A 16,000-nucleotide genomic window follows, 5' to 3' on the forward strand; every position below is an offset into this window, starting at 1 on the left:
CGACACCTTGATCAAAAAGTCAGAAAATGTCCTCCAAAACCTCACTCATATAGCTAAATTACAACCTGAGTAGTTACAAAAATTTTAATATCGGTTAATTTCTCTTTGAATATGAAACCTGTAAATAAAATACACTATTCATTTAAAATTGCCAACTGTGTTCTGCTCACTGATTACTGCCCACTGAACACTATATCACTGAACTCCAACCACCCTCCAAACCTCACTCTCCTCATACCTTGGTGTTCCTCCTTTTTTGGTAGCTACAAAAGCGCCCATGGCACAGGCAAAATCGAGAATGTCGTTGGGTGATTTTCCCTGCAGGTAGGTTTTGACAAATCCCGCAAGAAAAGCATCTCCCGAACCAACAGTATCTTCTACTTTGACCTTGTAGCCGGGATGTCTGAAAACTTCCCCGTTTTGGTAAACCATAGCTCCCTTGGATCCTAAGGTCACACATACCATTTTGATAGGGAAGTGGGTTGTAAGGAGTTTACAGCAACTCTCTACATCTGAAGGCACGCTAAAATAATCAGAAACAATCTCCAATTCGTCTTCATTGATCTTTAGGATGTCTGTAAATCCGAGCATGAGCTCGATCTTTTCAAAATCAAAAAACGGAGCACGGAGGTTGATATCAAAAATTTTCAAAGTTGGCAAATGAAGGAGTTGGTACAAAGTCTCCCAACTCACGGTGTTGCGGACAGCCAAACTCCCAAAGATAAAAGCATCGGCATCTTTTACGGCGTTTTTGTTTGCCTCAGACAAACTTATAAAATCCCAAGCAGCAGGCGAAACGATAGTATATTTGATGTTTTCAGGATCCTCATTATGGACGGTCACAGTTCCGGTATGGTGAACGGGGTCTTTTTGCACCAAATCAATTGGAAAATGATAGGATTTGACAAAATCAAGATACCTTGTTCCATAATCATCTATTCCCAATCGGGAAATCATCTGTACATCAAGTCCAAGTTGATTGAGATGCAGGGCGACATTCATGGGTGCTCCTCCGGGGATTTCGTGCTCAGGAAAGCAATCCCAAAGCATCTCTCCATAACATATGACTTTCTTAGGCATGGCTTTTTTGTAGTTCTTTTTGAATTTCTTCCAAGGATTTTCCTTTGGTTTCGGGCATTCTGAAGATTACCCAGAGTAATTGTAATACCATCATCAGGGCAAAGAAGGCAAAGATATTTCCTGCCCCGTAGGTATTTGCAAAGTAGGGGAAAATATTGGCTACGACAGCCGCCAATATCCAATGGGTAAATGAACCCAATGACTGACCAAAAGCACGGAGCTCATTGGGGAAGATTTCTGCAATAAATACCCATATCACCGAGCCTTGCCCGATAGCATGTGATGCAATAAAACCGAATACGAAATAAGGAAGAAGCTGTGGGGGTACAAAACCTCCAAAATAGCTGTAAGCCATCAGGGAAAGTGAGATGATATAGCCCACTGAGCCGATATACATGAGCATTTTTCTCCCGATTCTGTCAATAAGATAAAGGCCAAGCATGGTAGCCACTAGGTTGATCACACCGATCCCAATAGTCGAAAACAGCGCATCTTCTGTTGATATCCCGGCGGATTCAAAAACCCTTGGCGCAAAATAGATGATGGCATTGATCCCCGACATCTGATTGAAAAATGCCATTAAGAAGGCAAAGAAGGAGATTTTCCTAAACTTCGGATTGAAAAGGGCAGAGACTGAGATTTTCCCTTTGATTTCTTTACTCTCAGCAATGGCGAGCTTCATGGCCTCATCTACACCCTCAGGGTCTGTTTTGGTGAGTATTTCCCTTGCCTGGTCATAATCATGCTTTTTGGCGATCAGCCAACGCGGGCTTTTGGGGACTTTGAGGATCAAAACACTGTAAATCAAAGCTGGTATTGCTTCCACACCTAGCATCCATCTCCATGCTTCGTTGAGATTGGCAGTCCCGATCAGGTAATTTGAAAAATAAGCCATAAGGATTCCGAAGACAATGTTGAATTGGTACAAAGCAACCAATTGTCCTCTTCTCTTGGCAGGGGCTATTTCTGAAATATACATGGGCGCGACCACCGATGAGGCTCCAACACCCAATCCTCCAAGAAACCTATAAAACATAAATGTGTTGACGTCGTTTGCCAATGCCGAACCCACAGCCGAGACTAAATAGAAAACACCAATCCAAATAAGTGAATTTTTCCTGCCAAATTTATCAGCAGGTATCCCCCCAAACAATGCACCAAATACTGTCCCATACAATGCCACAGCTACGGCCATGCCATGACTCCAATCATCCAGGTCCCAAAGTTTTTGGATATCCCGTTCTGCACCTGAAATCACAGCGGTATCAAATCCAAATAAGAATCCACCCAATGCTGCGGTGATGGATAAGAACAAAACGTAGTTTTTGCTTTGCATAAATAGGTTTTAGAGTTAGGCGTCTAAAACTAAACAGAAGATCGGAATTTTAAAATTTTGGATATGTTTTGATAGTGATTCAGGTATCATTCAGAAGAGTTTTCTCTCAAAAAATTTCCCTATCCCTTAAAAGATCTAGTTTTGGCTAAATTCAATTTTTTGGTTTTTGGAGTTTAGTATGGATTTCGGGAATCATCATCATAGCCGCTGATCCATACCATTCTTTGAGCTCCATCCTGAGAACCCCTGCCATAATCGCGGGGTCGGTGTTGGTAAGTTGAGCTGCTTCTTCCTTGGTCTCCACGTCAAAAATAAAAATTCCCCTTAATGACTCCTTCCCGAAAAATGGACCAGCTAGTATCAGTTTACCCATTTCTGACAGTTTGGTAATGTTTGCCATGTGGCCTTTTTGGATTTCAGCCCTTTCTTCTGTGGTGTATTCAGCGACGCTGTCACCTGAATAAAGGAAAGCCATGACGTATTTTTTCATGCCAAGGTCATCTGCTTTTAGTTTTTCGGCAAGTTCTGCATCATAATTTCCGTTTTGGGCTTTCAATTCTGAATGAATAACAGAAATGGAGAGAATGAGAAGATAGAGGATAGATTTTTTCATGGCTGAAAATCTTTATTGAAAGATAAGGGAAATGGTATCTGCTTTGGTTCTTAATTTTAGCCAACTCCGAAATCTGTCTTTTTCTTGATTTGAGGGGGATTTATTGAATTTGGCTATTGCCAAAAGCAAGGTATCCTGCCTGTTTTCTCTAAGATTGGCTATGATAGACCTGTTAAGTGTAAAATGATCCAGGTTTGCATAATGTATTTTTGCCTCTTTGGCGATGTCGGTTACCTGCCTGCTGCTAAAGCTATATTCATTCAATTCTCTTTCCAATAGCGCGATTCTCAAATCTTTATCTTTTATCAGAGCTTCGTTTCTTTCATAGAGGTCTTTGAGGATATCAGAACGGAGAATATTGATGTCCATTCCTTGATCCCCACTTTGTCTCACTTTCAGATAAGTTTTGTCCAATTTGAAAGCAACAAGTTTTTTTTCGATTTGAGCAATTTCGTTTTCTCCAATTCTGTCTCCGATCAATGAAATCTCAATCAAACTGCTGTCAGGATTGTATTTATAATTTCTTGAAATCACTTGTGTTCCAGTAAAGTCAAATTCTGTGTTGACAAATTCTGTTGCCGATTTTTGCCAAAATGTTCTCTTTACAATATTGTATGCTAGATAAACACTTGGAATAATGGTCAGTAAGGTAAAAATTGAAATGTAGGTACGTACGGTCTTCTCTCTCTTTGAATCAATAAATTCCTTTTTTGGAAATTTCATAAACCTTACGATCAGATAAGTGGAAAGGCTGATAAAAACCGAATTGATAAAAAAGAGGTAAAATGCACCAAGGAAGTAATAGATGTTGCCGGTAGCTAAACCATACCCGGCTGTACAGAGTGGGGGCATCAACGCTGTCGCTATGGCTACTCCGGGAATGGCATTGCTTTTCTCTTTTCTAGAACCGGCCACTATACCCGCTAAGCCTCCAAACAAAGCAATCAAAACATCCCATATAGAAGGTTCTGTCCTTGCGAGTAGTTCAGATTGGGCATCATTGAGAGGAGTAAATGAAAAGTAAACAGTGGAAGTAATGATACTGATGGCTACAGCAATTCCAAGATTTTTCATTGATTTTTTGAGCAGGTCAAAATCATTGATTCCGGCAGCAAGGCCAATGCCCATGATGGGTCCCATTAGAGGAGATATCAACATAGCACCGATGATGACAGCTGTAGAGTTTACATTTAGTCCTATCGATGCCACCAATATTGCAAAGATCAGAATCCAGAGATTGGCACCCTTGAACTCTACATTCTTGCCGATATAGTCGATGGTTTCGAGCTCATCTTCCTTACCTTCATGAAGGTCAAACCGGTCTTTGAAAAAAATTAAAAGCGAAAAAAACCTATTCCTGTTTCGGGAAGGTTTAGGAGTTTCTTCCATATAAAGAGAGTTGATTTATCTAGCAATCTAAGAAATAAACTTAGGAAAAATTGATTTAATTCTTTGCAAAAAAATTATAATTCAATATTTGTTGCTAAAAAAAAGCAATTGAAATGATCTAAAATAATGTAGTGGGGGATAGCGTAATTAATCAAAATCATAAGATTATATGAGTGATCTTAAATACCTCATTTTAAGGTAAATAAATCAACTTTAGATTTATCTAAATTTGGCAAAGCTAAAAAAATTAGTCTTGGCTAAATATTCAATTTATCAAAAACTTTCCCTGACGAGTAGATTAAGTTGTTATATTTGTGGGTAACCCTAATCCTTTATCAACCCTATCAAAATTTATAAGATTTAGATGGTTGGGTCAATGGGTTTGTAATGGTTACAGCTTGTTAAGTTTAATCTTTTTACCAAATGATGAAGCCAATCAGCAAATTGATTTTTGTGGATGATGATAAAATCCAACACATGATCAACCGCAAAAATATTCTTAGAATCAATCCTGAAATAGACCTTCTGTTTTTTGAAAATCCATATGAGGCACTTGGATGGCTTAAGGAAAATGATACTGACCTTCTGATATTGGATGTCAATATGCCTGAGATGCAGGGATGGGATTTTCTTGATGAGTTGAATAGAATGAATAAAATGGTCAAAGTCAAAATGCTCACCTCTTCTATGGATCCGATGGATGTAGAAAAAAGCCAGGGATATCCACAAGTTTCAGGTTTTTTGGTTAAACCCTTGAGCAACGAAGTATTAACCGAAATATTGGGAACATAATCTTTAGATCCAATCGGATTTGTTTAGATTAGTGAAATGAATTTTAGCTATTTATGTCAAAAATCAAAAAGGTAGATAAACCTGTTTTATCCAAAAATCTGGATGAGTTTTTTACCGGCATGGCAAAGGCCTTTGCATTCGTCAAGAGGTTTTTTAAAGAAGTATGGTTTCCGCCTTATGAGTTTAAGGAAGTTTTGAGACAATGTTACGAAATAGGATATAGGTCTCTTCCCTTGATATCACTTACCGGCTTTATTATCGGCATAGTGTTTACCAACCAATCGCGCCCCTCTTTGGCAGAATTTGGTGCGACTTCTTGGTTGCCCTCTTTGATTTCTATTGCTGTTGTGAGGGCTTTGGGTCCATTGGTCACAGCATTGATAGCCTCCGGAAAAGTGGGTTCAAGCATCGGGGCTGAAATCGGATCTATGAATGTGACCGAGCAGATAGATGCTATGGAAGTTTCTGCGATCAATCCATTTAAATATCTAGTAATCACCAGAACTTTGGCAGCTACATTTATGATCCCGGTTTTGGTGATGTATACAGACTTTGTCGCATTGATGGGTTCGTATGCAAGTGTCAATGCGAACGAATTGGTGAGTTTGTCAACCTTCTTTGTTCAGGTGTTTGAGGCAGTTTCCTTTCTCGATATATTCTCATCGGTAATTAAATCTCTGGTTTTTGGTTTTACCATTGGCATAGTAGGTTGCTATAAGGGCTATAATTCCTCCAGAGGCACAGAGGGAGTTGGGCAAGCCGCCAATGCAGCAGTGGTAATGTCTATGTTCCTGATCTTTGTGGAGGAGCTTTTGATCATGCAAATTGTAAATGCCATCCGATATGCTTAACGAACAGGAAAAAGTCGTAGAGATCAGGGGCTTGATCAAATCTTTTGGGGAAAACCATGTTCTCAGAAATGTGGATTTGGACCTTTACAAAGGTGAAAATCTCGTCGTGCTAGGTAAATCAGGGAGCGGCAAGTCTGTTCTCATCAAGATAATGGTAGGTTTACTCAAGCAGGACGAAGGCTCGGTCAAAATTTTTGGTATAGACACCCTAAAGCTTAATCTGAAGGAATTGAATAAGCTTCGCCTGAGGATAGGGTTTTCATTTCAGGCATCCGCTTTGTATGATAGTATGACGGTAAGGGAGAATCTGGAGTTCCCTTTGGTCAGAAATGTCAAAAACTTGACTAGGAAAGAAATTGATTTTAAAGTAGAGGAATTGCTTGAAGCCGTGGCCTTGCCCAATACCATCAATCAGATGCCTTCAGAGCTTTCAGGAGGACAAAAGAAAAGAATCGGCATCGCAAGAACACTTATACTCAATCCGGAAATCATGCTTTATGATGAGCCTACAGCAGGCTTGGACCCGGTGACCTGTATAGAAATCAATAACCTTATCAATGAAGTAAGGGAAAGGTATAAAACCTCCTCGATTGTCATTACACATGACCTTACCTGCGCCAAACAGACAGGGGACAGAATGGCCGTCTTGATAAAGGGGCAATTTAAAGCTGTCGGAACTTTTGAGAAAGTTTTTGAGGAAGCTACTGACAAACAAGTAAAATCATTTTACGACTATAATTTTATCAGATAATGAGAAATGACAATAAAAAATCCGTGATCGTTGGTGTTTTTGTACTGATCGGGATTATCATCTTTATAGCGGCGGTCCTTACCATGGGGGGACAGCAAAAGAAATTTGTAAAAAGCATAAAACTCAATGCTGTTTTTGACGATATCGGAGGATTACAAACAGGTAACAATGTCTGGTTTTCCGGTGTCAAAATCGGAACTGTACGAAAAATAAATTTCTATGGGGAATCCCAGGTTGAAATCGTCATGAGTGTAGAGGAAAAGGTCAAAGACTATATCCGCAAAGACTCCAAAGCCACGATTGGTTCTGATGGTCTCATCGGAAACAAAATCATTGTTATCTATGGCGGAACTACTAATGCGCCAGCTGTGGAGGATGGGGATAGGCTTACGGCCGAAATGCCTCTTGATACGGATAAAATGATGGAAACACTTCAGGAAAACAACAAAAACCTCGTTACCATCACCGAAAACCTTAAAGTGCTCACCACCAAAATCGCCGAGGGAAAAGGCATTGTAGGAGCTGTTATGACGGACAGTTTGATCGCGGAGAACTTTAAAAATACTCTTTCAAACTTAGAAGCAGCTACTGCCAAAAGCAACAAAATGATGGGCGATCTTGGTCAGTTTTCTTCAAATCTCAACCAAAAAGGAACTTTGCTGTATGATATTACCAACGATAAGGAGACTTTTGCAAACCTCAAAGCGACAGTCGGTGAGTTGCAGGCTACAGCCCAAAACACAAAAGTCCTGACAGATAACCTGAACAGGGTTTCTGAAAAACTTGATGATCAGAACAATGCTGTAGGGATGTTATTGAACGACCCCGAGTTTGCCCAAAATCTAAAAAGCACCATGGTGAATGTTGACAGTTCAACTTTGAATCTGAACAGAGGCTTAGAAGCTTTGGAATATACTTGGCCTTTCAGAAGAGGCTTTAAGAAGAAAGCCAAGGCAGATGCTAAAGCTGCAGGAAACAATTAAAGAAAGAACCAAATATTGAAATAGCCCTTTTGATTCAATTTCGAAAGGGCTTTTTTGGCTCTGTATCTAGGCGATGTGGGATTTTGTCAATATGGGTGGAATTCAGAATTTAAAATTGGAATACATGTCCATCACGGCATGAAGACAATTTGCACTGAATGCCTCAAGTTGAGAGGCTTTGGCGTCGGATAGGAGGAGGTTTTTTTCCTCTTTCAAAAAGCCGTCCTCTAATATTTTTGCTTCCTTGATGAAGTCGGTTTTTCTGTTTTGATAATCCTCACAAATCCAACCATGGACTTTTTCAGCTTTCCACCACAACGAATTGTCGGGATTTGCTCCAGGTTGGAGGAAATTTTCCAATGTTTTGGTCCCAATAAAAAAAGGAATGTAAACCGACAAACAGGGCATGGAGGTACCTGTCATCCAAACTGTAGAAGGTAGGCCTGTACGGATTTCTGACACCATACTGCCTGTCGTACTACTTGGATTGGTCAGTCCTGTGGCATGCATACAAAGAGAAGAAGTATTGCATTTTCTGGGACTGAATTGATGCTCAGGGAGGTTGTGTGTTCGGAGGATTTGCATGGCTTTCTCCGCTGTAAAATCCCCTTTGCTAACAGAAAGGAGGTTGCTGCTGCAGGCTTGGCGGGTTTTTGATCTCCCCACTTTGGTATAAAGGAAATCAGAGAAATAATCTCTAAAGGAGAAAGGAGTGCTTTTTGGTTTCAGAGAAAATGGGAAAGTCCGTTTTTCCTCTGCCAAATGTATATTTTCAAAATCCGTTCCGATACCAAGACCATTGGAAATGCTTGCAAAACTTTCCACTTTCCGGCTTGCCCAGGATTTACCTGCTGTCTCTAAGATGTAGGCCTTTTTTGGATCAGCGATGATGTAGCTGTTGTGGTAGAAAAAATCCTTGTTTTTGTAACCGCCACATGCATTTTGACCATAGAGGGACAAAAGGTTAGTGATACAGTTTAGCGCCTCCTCTGCAGTTTCGCTCCGTTCCAATGCCAACCTCAGCATGTCCATTCCGGTCAACCCGGTGTTTTGTTTTTGGATTTTGACGTTGGTAAATACGGCTTCATTACCGATCACAACCCCAAATTCATTTATACCCATTTCTGCTCCCCACATTTGAAATGGCTTGGAAAGCAGCACTTCATAGATTTCCTTGACTTGTGGAATCTCAATATATGTGCACTTTAACGTTTGATTCTGTTCGGACCCTTTTATGTTTTCCCTTTGGGAAATCCTTGGAAAATGTTGTAATGCCTGCGCTTCATCCGGTTCGCGGTCTGAATTTTTTGCAAAGATCAGGTTTTTGTTTTTGGTAAAGTGGGGAAGGGCAACCAGGGTATCGCACATAGTCAGTGATTGGTTAAAGATATGCTAAAGTCAAAAGTCCATGTTCCAGATTCCTCCTTTTTCAGCCTTTTTGGTTTCCAATAATTTTCCATCTCTGATGAAAAACGGTTGGCCATCAGTACCCAAATCCCACAATTGACCTCGTAAAAATACATTTGCGCCTATTTTGGCACCCGAGCTCCCGATTCTACCCGGAAGTGCATATTTCATCCAAGCTTCCTTTTCTGTCAGTTTCCCGATGTCATTCGGATCGACATCACTAGGCATGGGAGCCCCATTATAGCCTGCCCATGGGACATCCATTGCCCCGTCCACCGCACAATAGGAGTTGACCAAAACTAGGTCCACACCCTCTATCGCCTGATAGGATTCCGGATACCATGAGTCGGCACAGACTAAAATCCCAACTTTGCCAAAAGGCAATTCAAATTTCGGAATCATTTGACTTGGACTTTGGGTTACAAAAGGCTTTTCTGAATCTATAGTAAATGCCTTTCGGATACTTTGGGGGTGGATATTGCCATTTGGGTCAAACAAAAAAGAGGTGTTGTAGATTTCTTGCGCTGCGTCAACGGTCAAGGTACCGTCTTTGATTTCCGGACCCGGAAGGAAAATAGATCCTGCTGCAATGTATACCTGATATTGAGAAGAAAGATGGCTGAAAACCGCTGCATAAATTTTGGCCATTTTTTCTGATTTCATTCTGAAAAGGGTGGCAGCAAGTTTGTCGGATTCTTTGTCTGATCTTGAATAATAGCTGATAAAATCTAATGGATGGCTCAAAATCAGTTGTGCCATGGCTAAGGTGAGGTTTCCCGAATTGGCCACGGATTTCTTTTCATCTAGGATTACGAGCCAAGTTCCTAGATATTCCGGCAGCAAAACGATTGTATTTTCTTTGAAAAACCCGCTTTCCTTGGCAGTATGGAAATAGGATTCCAGTTTGGCGAGAAACTGTTGCTGCGTCAGGTAATCTGTTTCCAGCATGTAGGGTTGGATTCCAACCACATTTCCCCGAATACTGTCAGAAGATATGGGGTAAATGTTTTCAGTAACGCTGATTTCAGGTGTAATGGCAGGTAACTCAGGATGGGAACCTGTGTTTGCCCAAATGGTCCAAATCAGGACTAATACCGATATTACGAGCAATATTTTTTTCATGATGGATTTCCGATTGTCATATGTGCGGCTTTTTCTCCTGCTCTGACGGCACCTTCAATATAGCCAAACCAGACATCTGAAGACTCCGTCCCTGCCCAAAATAGCCTGCCTTCAGGTTTGGAATAGGCATCTTGGAATTCGGTCCAAACGCCGACGGGATAAAGTCCCGCATAACAGCCACGGCTCCAGGTTTCATCGGTCATTGTAAAATCATGGTAAGCTGTTGGGTTTTTGGCTTCGTCCCCAAAATAGTCCACCAACTTCTTCAGCATGGTCTGTTTTCGTTGTTCAAGTGATTTTTTGAAAAAATTCTCTGCTCTGTCCGCAATCGTGAAACCAAGGATTACTCCGTATTCGCCGTTTTTGGGAGAGGAATCAAAAAAAGTCTGAAATGGGGAATGCTTATCAGCTAAAGCCTGTCCACTGAAATTTTTATCCCGCCAAACAGGCTTCTCATAGACCATGAAACATTTACCTACCTTACCCATACTTATCAAGTTGATTATCTGAGACTTTTGAGCACTTAACTCAGGTGAAAACTTGATCTCAGCAGCAAGTGGTGGCGGAATGGCAATGATTACATTTTTTGCTTCAAATTCAAAACCATCGCCCGAAACCTTCACACCTTTTTGATCTTGAATAATGGACTGGACAGAATGATTAAAGTGGACTTTGTTTAAGAATTCAGTTGCTATTTTGTCGACAAGCGTCTGCATGCCTCCAACGATCCTATGCTGCTGAGCACCATCTTTGATACTGATAAGACTATTTAAATTATGGCCTGACTTGATATAAAACAATGCATGAAGTAAAGAAATGGTGTTGAGCTCGCAGGCAAAAACAGTCTCTAGACCGTAGGTGATAATTTTATGGCTTGCCTTGGTGAGGCTGTTGTTTTTTATAAAATCTGAAAGTAGGATCTTGTCGTAAGCTTCCGCTTTGGGATGCGACCAAGGTTTGGAAGCAGAGATTCCTTTGGCCATCCTTTCCATTTTATGCAATAACCAATCGAGGTTGAGCAATGAGAAGATGTCGATTTTTGGGATCAAACCTCTGTACTTTTTTACTTTTTGATCAAAGTCAAGGATATTGTAGCCATCGTTGTAAGTCTCATAATAGTCCACTCCGTATTCTTTGCAGAGTGCATACATCCTGTCTTGGGTAGGGCCAATCCATTGTCCGCCAAAATCCAGGTATTGCCCATTTTCAAATCTTTTGGTGTAAACCCTTCCTCCCAGACGTTCCCTTGCCTCAAGTACGATAAAGGATTTGTTCCTTTTGTGGAGGATGCGTGCGGCGGCAATCCCGGAGAACCCTCCGCCAATGATGATGGTGTCAAGCATAGGGATATTTTGGGCAAAGTGAATAAGTCATTTTTTCAGTCGAAAATAAATGACTTGTCAGACCTTCAAGATAGCAATTTATCAATATTCAAATTCAAACCTTTCTCCTTTTGGTCGGTATTTTTTCTATCTCAAAAAGTAATTTTTTTCGCTTAAGGTATGGTTGGGATATAGTATCCGAAAACCAAAATTGAAAAAAATCAGAAAAGGCAAAGACTTCATGTGAATTCGGATTTGGATTCAACATCCTGATCAAACCCTGATCCACAAAAAGTCTTTGTTATGAAAAAATGTGATGTGATTCTGGAAAGTTATCAGAAGTGGAAGGAAAAGCGGATGGCTCTTAATGGGGACATAGACAAGCCAACACTATTGAAGTTTTCATTGATGGTAGGAACGTCAGGCCTTTCGATTCTGTTTGTTCCTGTATGGAAATTCAAAGCAGCTGAAGTCTCAGCTGAAACGGAGAAATGTTTTGAAAAATGGTACCTCAATCCAAGAAACCCTATTGAGTTTAAATTGAAGGAAGTGCTATTGATCGTATTGGTGCTTTGGTATGTATTCCTGATTTCATTCCGTCCAAATCCAGCCCCAAAATCCACTCCATAATAGCCTATTATTCTTGGATGAAATGTTTTTTGCCATTCTTTTCCAACGTAGACATTGATCCCCTGATTGTTTCTGTTCAAGTCATTTTGGTTTCCATCATCATTTTGGTTGGAACTGAAATTGGCATTGAGATTAGCACCAAGTCTCAAGGCCACATTTTTGCCATTTTTACTGACATAATGATTTCTATAGAGTAGGTTACTCGGATATTGCCCAAGAATGATCGGAGCAAGGTCTAAGGAAAACTCATGTTTGGTTTCTGAATAATCAAAAACAGATTTTTCTGTTGATTCCTGCGCGGAGACTTGAGCGATAACCGCGATTACGAAAAGGAACAAAATTGACAATTTCTTCATAGAGGATTATTTTAAGTGAACAATACCCCGTCTACGAATAAATTGTTTATTTAGTTTTTTACTTCAGGTTTTAACTTTTTAAGTGTTTGCACACCAAAGGATTAATTTTTTCCTGTTAAGAAATTCCTAAATTCTTCTGTGTTGAAGTTGCTCATCCCTTCCTGATAAAAAATGATTTCTCCTTTTGGGTTCACGACCAAAGTGGTCGGGATAGATTCGCTCTGAAGGGAATTGTTGAGCCCATAGCTCGCATGGACGACCGGGAAAGTAAAACCTTTATCATCAATGAATGACTTGCTTTTTTCCATTTCCTTATCAAGAGCAATCATCAGAAACTCTAGGTTTTCGGTGTCTTTGACTTTGGCATACATATCTTCAATATGTGGCATTTCGGCCCGGCATGGAGGACACCAAGTAGCCCAAAGGTTGATAAAGACAGTCTTGCCCCGGTAATCTTCCAAGTTGACAGGATTCCCTTCCATATCGATAAACCTTCCGGCGTAGTCAAAAGTCTGGGTTTCTTTATTGACCAAAGTGATTTTTGGTTTTTTGATACCAGTGGCTAAAAGCAGCGACTGCAGTCCTCCCATAATCGGGGTAATCAACCCTGTAAAATATAGAAATGCGAAAACTGATAGAATCAATCCCCAACTTTTCAACTCCTTTTTCCAATCAATCATTTTTGTATTATTTTTCTCCATCACCACGCAAAATTACAAAGATCAACCAGCTTACTCTGTGATAATTCATACTGGTTTCTCTTTTAGGAATTTGTATGCTTGGATTTAAAAGTAAAAAAGAAGTGCCTTAAGCATTAAAAAATTCGACAAAAAGTTAAATTTATAATGTTGGAAGCATCGATAGCTGTTCATTGGGGTATATAAATTCTAAGGATTATGAAAAATGGATTTTCAATTTGCCTGATAATTTTAGCTTTGCTTTCCGGAAGATTTGTCACTGCGCAGACTTTTGAAATTACACCCACCACCGGCTACACTTTCTCCTCTCAATTTGACATCACAGGAGGTACCGGAAAATTGGAAGGAGGTGCAAATTGGGGGATTTCGATGGGATACACTCCCAATGAATTTTTAGAATTTGAAATCTCCTATAATTATTTTGGGACAGATGCCCGAGCGAATTCTGTGTATTTGGTGGAAGAAGAGGTCACCAAAGCCAACCTTCATTTTTTGATGGGAGGGGTAAATATGCTTTTTCCTGCATCAGAAAAAGTGATATTATTTGGCGGTCTGAAAATCGGAGCAGCATCCTTGCTTTTCGAGGACAGCCCCAATGTGGACCGGACAAGATTTTCCCTTGGGTTTCAGGGAGGAATGCGCTACTATGTTTCTGAACGGATTGGGTTTAGACTTCAGGGCACCCTTTTGCTTCCTATTGTAAGCGAAGGGGGAAGTATATGGTGGAATCCAAATACAGGAACCAATATAAGCGGATGGTCTCCGATCGTTCCGGTCAGCATGAATGCCGGATTGATTATTCGGTTGCAACAATAATCCCGGCAATACCCTTTTTTCCAGGGAGAAGCCTCCTTGCTTTCCTTCTTGGGATTTAAAAATTTATTTAACTGATTGGATTGATTCTGTTTTATAGCAAGTATTTATACCTGTTGTCCTGCTTTTTTATCGATTGACAGGAATATTGAAGAGTTCTTAACGGGACGTTTGGGAGCTTGATATCAAGAAATTTCTGAAGTGGTCAGTATCAAAATTATTTGTTCCATTGAGGTAATAGATGACTTTTCCCTCAGGACTTACCACCACTGTTGTCGGGATAGCTTTGGTGTAGAGTGAGGAATTCAAACCCTCATCGGCATGGAAAACAGGAAAGGTATATCCCTTATCCTTAATAAAGGTTTTGCTTTTGCCAAAATCCTGATCGGTAGCAACCATCAAAAATTCGATGCCCGGATTGTCTTTTACTTTGTCATATAAGCTGTGGATGTAAGGCATTTCGATTCTGCATGGGCCACACCAAGAAGCCCAAATATTGATAAAAAGTGTTTTTCCTTTGAATTGGTCAAGGCTGACCCTGTTTCCTTCCATATCCACAAAAGTACCCGCATAATCAAATTCGATTTCTTTATCTGTTTGGGGTTCATTTTTTGGACCAATCAGGTTCATGCCGACAAGCTCCAATCTGACGCGCCTTTTGATGGATTTTCCTTTTTCAGTAAAATAAAAGAATGCAACTCCTAAAAACAGAACTCCAAGCAAGGAAAACAAAATTTTATTTCTAAGCATGATTTTACTTTTTATTTGACTGATTTTTAAGAAAAGACATTGTAAATTATAAATATCCGCATTTCCCTCCACCTCCTAACAATAGCACCGGATTCGGTGGCCGAGCGAAGTCGAGGCCGTTTTGTCTATAAGAAATAGGAGCAAGAATGCGGATAGTCAGACTGTAAATATAAGAAAGGCAAACCTAAAAATCCGCTGCTTCAGTTGGAGTGATAAAAAGTACAAAGTGAAAATTTTTTTCGATGTCAAAGTTTAATTCCCCAAACCGAAATTAAATTAGAACCCTAATAGTTGAAAAGATTTAAATCATAGCCATTATCCTTACTTTTGACAATCAGTTTTTATTGTAAAAAATAAACTGACCTGCATCTAATTCTGCAAATCAAATAAAAAAACAGATTGTAAGATGATGCCTGATTTAAGTTTTTTGGAATTCATGGATTATTCAGCACTTTTCTAAGGCAATCTTGAAGGGTATCCATTAATTACCCCAATCTTTATTTTAAAAATTTCAACTATTCCAAAAAATGATAAACCAATTAATGATTGCCGCAGCATTGGGAGCAATGACTGCATTTTCTTCATGAGTACCACAGGGGGAGACAAAAGTGGAAGTAAATGTCAACGAAGTGGCTGAACCCACTCTGACCATAGCTGAAATCAATGCCGCCCAACTAGCTTGGTGCGATGCCTTAATAGAAATCAGTAGATTACATGCCCCAGAAGGAGATTATAGGGCCTTTGCCTAGCAGGTATTGACAGATGCCTATGACACTGGAAGGATGTTTTTCAAGCCCACTTTGACACAAGACGAGCAAACTTTCAGAAAGACCAAGAATGGTGCTTTGACCTATTTTGTGGTGGGAGATCCTGATTTTCCTGAAGATAAAGGTTTTGCTTTGAAACCCTGGGTAGAATGCGGGTATGGCAAAAAGGAAAGAGGACCGGATGAGGCAATGATTTTGGTAAATATCGGAATGGACCGGGGTCAGTTCAATTTAAGGGCAAAGACAGTAATCAGATTTTTGTTGACAAGACTTTTCTATTTCGAAAGACAGAAGATAAGTAAGCCAAACTGATTTTGGACAAATTAAGTAATTCCTTTTA

17 protein-coding genes are annotated in these 16,000 nt (G+C 40.0%); 7 read left to right on the forward strand and 10 right to left on the reverse strand.

The features are described from left to right. Positions 1-195: 195 nt before the first annotated feature. From MMU07_RS18475 to MMU07_RS18490, 4 genes are all read right to left on the reverse strand, one after another. Positions 196-1,080, reverse strand: coding sequence for a carbohydrate kinase family protein (locus MMU07_RS18475; protein ID WP_241128087.1), 885 nt, complete (start codon positions 1,078-1,080; stop codon positions 196-198). Further along, a complete protein-coding gene (locus MMU07_RS18480; RefSeq protein ID WP_241128088.1) occupies positions 1,073-2,416 on the reverse strand; it encodes a sugar porter family MFS transporter in 1,344 nt (447 codons plus the stop codon). Before MMU07_RS18480 ends, MMU07_RS18475 begins: the two co-directional genes overlap by 8 nt. Before the next feature lie 151 nt (positions 2,417-2,567). Continuing rightward, entirely contained in the window at positions 2,568-3,029 is a 462-nt protein-coding gene (locus tag MMU07_RS18485) for a YciI family protein (RefSeq protein WP_241128089.1), read from the reverse strand. A gap of 12 nt (positions 3,030-3,041) precedes the next feature. Then, positions 3,042-4,418 carry a TIGR00341 family protein gene (locus MMU07_RS18490; protein WP_241128090.1) on the reverse strand — a complete coding sequence of 459 codons (1,377 nt, stop codon included), beginning with the start codon at positions 4,416-4,418 and terminating at the stop codon, positions 3,042-3,044. 423 nt (positions 4,419-4,841) lie between these two features. Between MMU07_RS18490 and MMU07_RS18495 the strand changes: the two genes are divergently transcribed. The 4 genes from MMU07_RS18495 to MMU07_RS18510 are packed head-to-tail and all read left to right on the forward strand — an operon-like array spanning position 4,842 to position 7,795. Then, on the forward strand, positions 4,842-5,210 hold the full coding sequence (locus tag MMU07_RS18495) for a response regulator (RefSeq protein WP_241128091.1): 369 nt from the start codon (positions 4,842-4,844) through the stop codon (positions 5,208-5,210). 53 nt (positions 5,211-5,263) lie between these two features. Next, entirely contained in the window at positions 5,264-6,061 is a 798-nt protein-coding gene (locus MMU07_RS18500; protein WP_241128092.1) for an MlaE family ABC transporter permease, read from the forward strand. Beyond that, positions 6,054-6,812, forward strand: a complete 759-nt coding sequence (locus MMU07_RS18505) for an ABC transporter ATP-binding protein (protein WP_241128093.1) — start codon at positions 6,054-6,056, stop codon at positions 6,810-6,812. Before MMU07_RS18500 ends, MMU07_RS18505 begins: the two co-directional genes overlap by 8 nt. Beyond that, complete coding sequence (locus MMU07_RS18510; RefSeq protein ID WP_241128094.1) at positions 6,812-7,795, forward strand: MlaD family protein; 984 nt, start codon at positions 6,812-6,814, stop codon at positions 7,793-7,795. Before MMU07_RS18505 ends, MMU07_RS18510 begins: the two co-directional genes overlap by 1 nt. 102 nt (positions 7,796-7,897) lie before the next feature. On the opposite strand, the gene MMU07_RS18515 is transcribed toward MMU07_RS18510, so the two are convergent. The 5 genes from MMU07_RS18515 to MMU07_RS18535 form a co-directional block, all read right to left on the reverse strand. After that, the gene (locus MMU07_RS18515) at positions 7,898-9,163 is read right to left on the reverse strand and encodes a carcinine hydrolase/isopenicillin-N N-acyltransferase family protein (protein ID WP_241128095.1); all 1,266 of its coding nucleotides are present in this window, start codon (positions 9,161-9,163) and stop codon (positions 7,898-7,900) included. A gap of 30 nt (positions 9,164-9,193) precedes the next feature. Continuing rightward, positions 9,194-10,324 carry a nitrilase-related carbon-nitrogen hydrolase gene (locus MMU07_RS18520; protein ID WP_241128096.1) on the reverse strand — a complete coding sequence of 377 codons (1,131 nt, stop codon included), beginning with the start codon at positions 10,322-10,324 and terminating at the stop codon, positions 9,194-9,196. Next, positions 10,321-11,667: a flavin monoamine oxidase family protein gene (locus MMU07_RS18525; RefSeq protein WP_241128097.1), complete on the reverse strand. Its 1,347-nt coding sequence runs from the start codon at positions 11,665-11,667 to the stop codon at positions 10,321-10,323. Before MMU07_RS18525 ends, MMU07_RS18520 begins: the two co-directional genes overlap by 4 nt. A gap of 314 nt (positions 11,668-11,981) precedes the next feature. After that, positions 11,982-12,632, reverse strand: coding sequence for a hypothetical protein (locus MMU07_RS18530; RefSeq protein WP_241128098.1), 651 nt, complete (start codon positions 12,630-12,632; stop codon positions 11,982-11,984). A gap of 101 nt (positions 12,633-12,733) precedes the next feature. Beyond that, positions 12,734-13,312, reverse strand: coding sequence for a TlpA family protein disulfide reductase (locus MMU07_RS18535; protein ID WP_241128099.1), 579 nt, complete (start codon positions 13,310-13,312; stop codon positions 12,734-12,736). 216 nt (positions 13,313-13,528) lie between these two features. Here MMU07_RS18535 and MMU07_RS18540 point away from each other — a divergent pair, with 216 nt between their 5' ends. Continuing rightward, complete coding sequence (locus MMU07_RS18540) at positions 13,529-14,146, forward strand: outer membrane beta-barrel protein (RefSeq protein WP_241128100.1); 618 nt, start codon at positions 13,529-13,531, stop codon at positions 14,144-14,146. Positions 14,147-14,302: 156 nt separating this feature from the next. Here the strand turns inward: MMU07_RS18540 and MMU07_RS18545 are convergent, their stop codons facing one another. Next, positions 14,303-14,893, reverse strand: a complete 591-nt coding sequence (locus MMU07_RS18545) for a TlpA family protein disulfide reductase (protein ID WP_241128101.1) — start codon at positions 14,891-14,893, stop codon at positions 14,303-14,305. Positions 14,894-15,501: 608 nt separating this feature from the next. Between MMU07_RS18545 and MMU07_RS18550 the strand changes: the two genes are divergently transcribed. After that, entirely contained in the window at positions 15,502-15,642 is a 141-nt protein-coding gene (locus MMU07_RS18550; RefSeq protein ID WP_241128102.1) for a hypothetical protein, read from the forward strand. A 6-nt stretch (positions 15,643-15,648) separates the two neighbouring features. Continuing rightward, entirely contained in the window at positions 15,649-15,972 is a 324-nt protein-coding gene (locus tag MMU07_RS18555) for a hypothetical protein (RefSeq protein WP_241128103.1), read from the forward strand. The last annotated feature ends 28 nt before the right edge of the window (positions 15,973-16,000 follow it).

Source organism: Cognataquiflexum nitidum, assembly GCF_022538055.1.
GTDB classification, from domain to species: domain Bacteria; phylum Bacteroidota; class Bacteroidia; order Cytophagales; family Cyclobacteriaceae; genus Cognataquiflexum; species Cognataquiflexum nitidum.

Excerpts from the sequence above, each read along its gene's own strand:
- MMU07_RS18475 (WP_241128087.1), bottom strand. The coding sequence starts at position 1,080 with ATGCCTAAGAAAGTCATATGTTATGGAGAGATGCTTTGGGATTGCTTT.
- MMU07_RS18480 (WP_241128088.1), bottom strand. The coding sequence starts at position 2,416 with ATGCAAAGCAAAAACTACGTTTTGTTCTTATCCATCACCGCAGCATTG.
- MMU07_RS18485 (WP_241128089.1), bottom strand. The coding sequence starts at position 3,029 with ATGAAAAAATCTATCCTCTATCTTCTCATTCTCTCCATTTCTGTTATT.
- MMU07_RS18490 (WP_241128090.1), bottom strand. The coding sequence starts at position 4,418 with ATGGAAGAAACTCCTAAACCTTCCCGAAACAGGAATAGGTTTTTTTCG.
- MMU07_RS18495 (WP_241128091.1), top strand. The coding sequence starts at position 4,842 with ATGATGAAGCCAATCAGCAAATTGATTTTTGTGGATGATGATAAAATC.
- MMU07_RS18500 (WP_241128092.1), top strand. The coding sequence starts at position 5,264 with ATGTCAAAAATCAAAAAGGTAGATAAACCTGTTTTATCCAAAAATCTG.
- MMU07_RS18505 (WP_241128093.1), top strand. The coding sequence starts at position 6,054 with ATGCTTAACGAACAGGAAAAAGTCGTAGAGATCAGGGGCTTGATCAAA.
- MMU07_RS18510 (WP_241128094.1), top strand. The coding sequence starts at position 6,812 with ATGAGAAATGACAATAAAAAATCCGTGATCGTTGGTGTTTTTGTACTG.
- MMU07_RS18515 (WP_241128095.1), bottom strand. The coding sequence starts at position 9,163 with ATGTGCGATACCCTGGTTGCCCTTCCCCACTTTACCAAAAACAAAAAC.
- MMU07_RS18520 (WP_241128096.1), bottom strand. The coding sequence starts at position 10,324 with ATGAAAAAAATATTGCTCGTAATATCGGTATTAGTCCTGATTTGGACC.
- MMU07_RS18525 (WP_241128097.1), bottom strand. The coding sequence starts at position 11,667 with ATGCTTGACACCATCATCATTGGCGGAGGGTTCTCCGGGATTGCCGCC.
- MMU07_RS18530 (WP_241128098.1), bottom strand. The coding sequence starts at position 12,632 with ATGAAGAAATTGTCAATTTTGTTCCTTTTCGTAATCGCGGTTATCGCT.
- MMU07_RS18535 (WP_241128099.1), bottom strand. The coding sequence starts at position 13,312 with ATGATTGATTGGAAAAAGGAGTTGAAAAGTTGGGGATTGATTCTATCA.
- MMU07_RS18540 (WP_241128100.1), top strand. The coding sequence starts at position 13,529 with ATGAAAAATGGATTTTCAATTTGCCTGATAATTTTAGCTTTGCTTTCC.
- MMU07_RS18545 (WP_241128101.1), bottom strand. The coding sequence starts at position 14,893 with ATGCTTAGAAATAAAATTTTGTTTTCCTTGCTTGGAGTTCTGTTTTTA.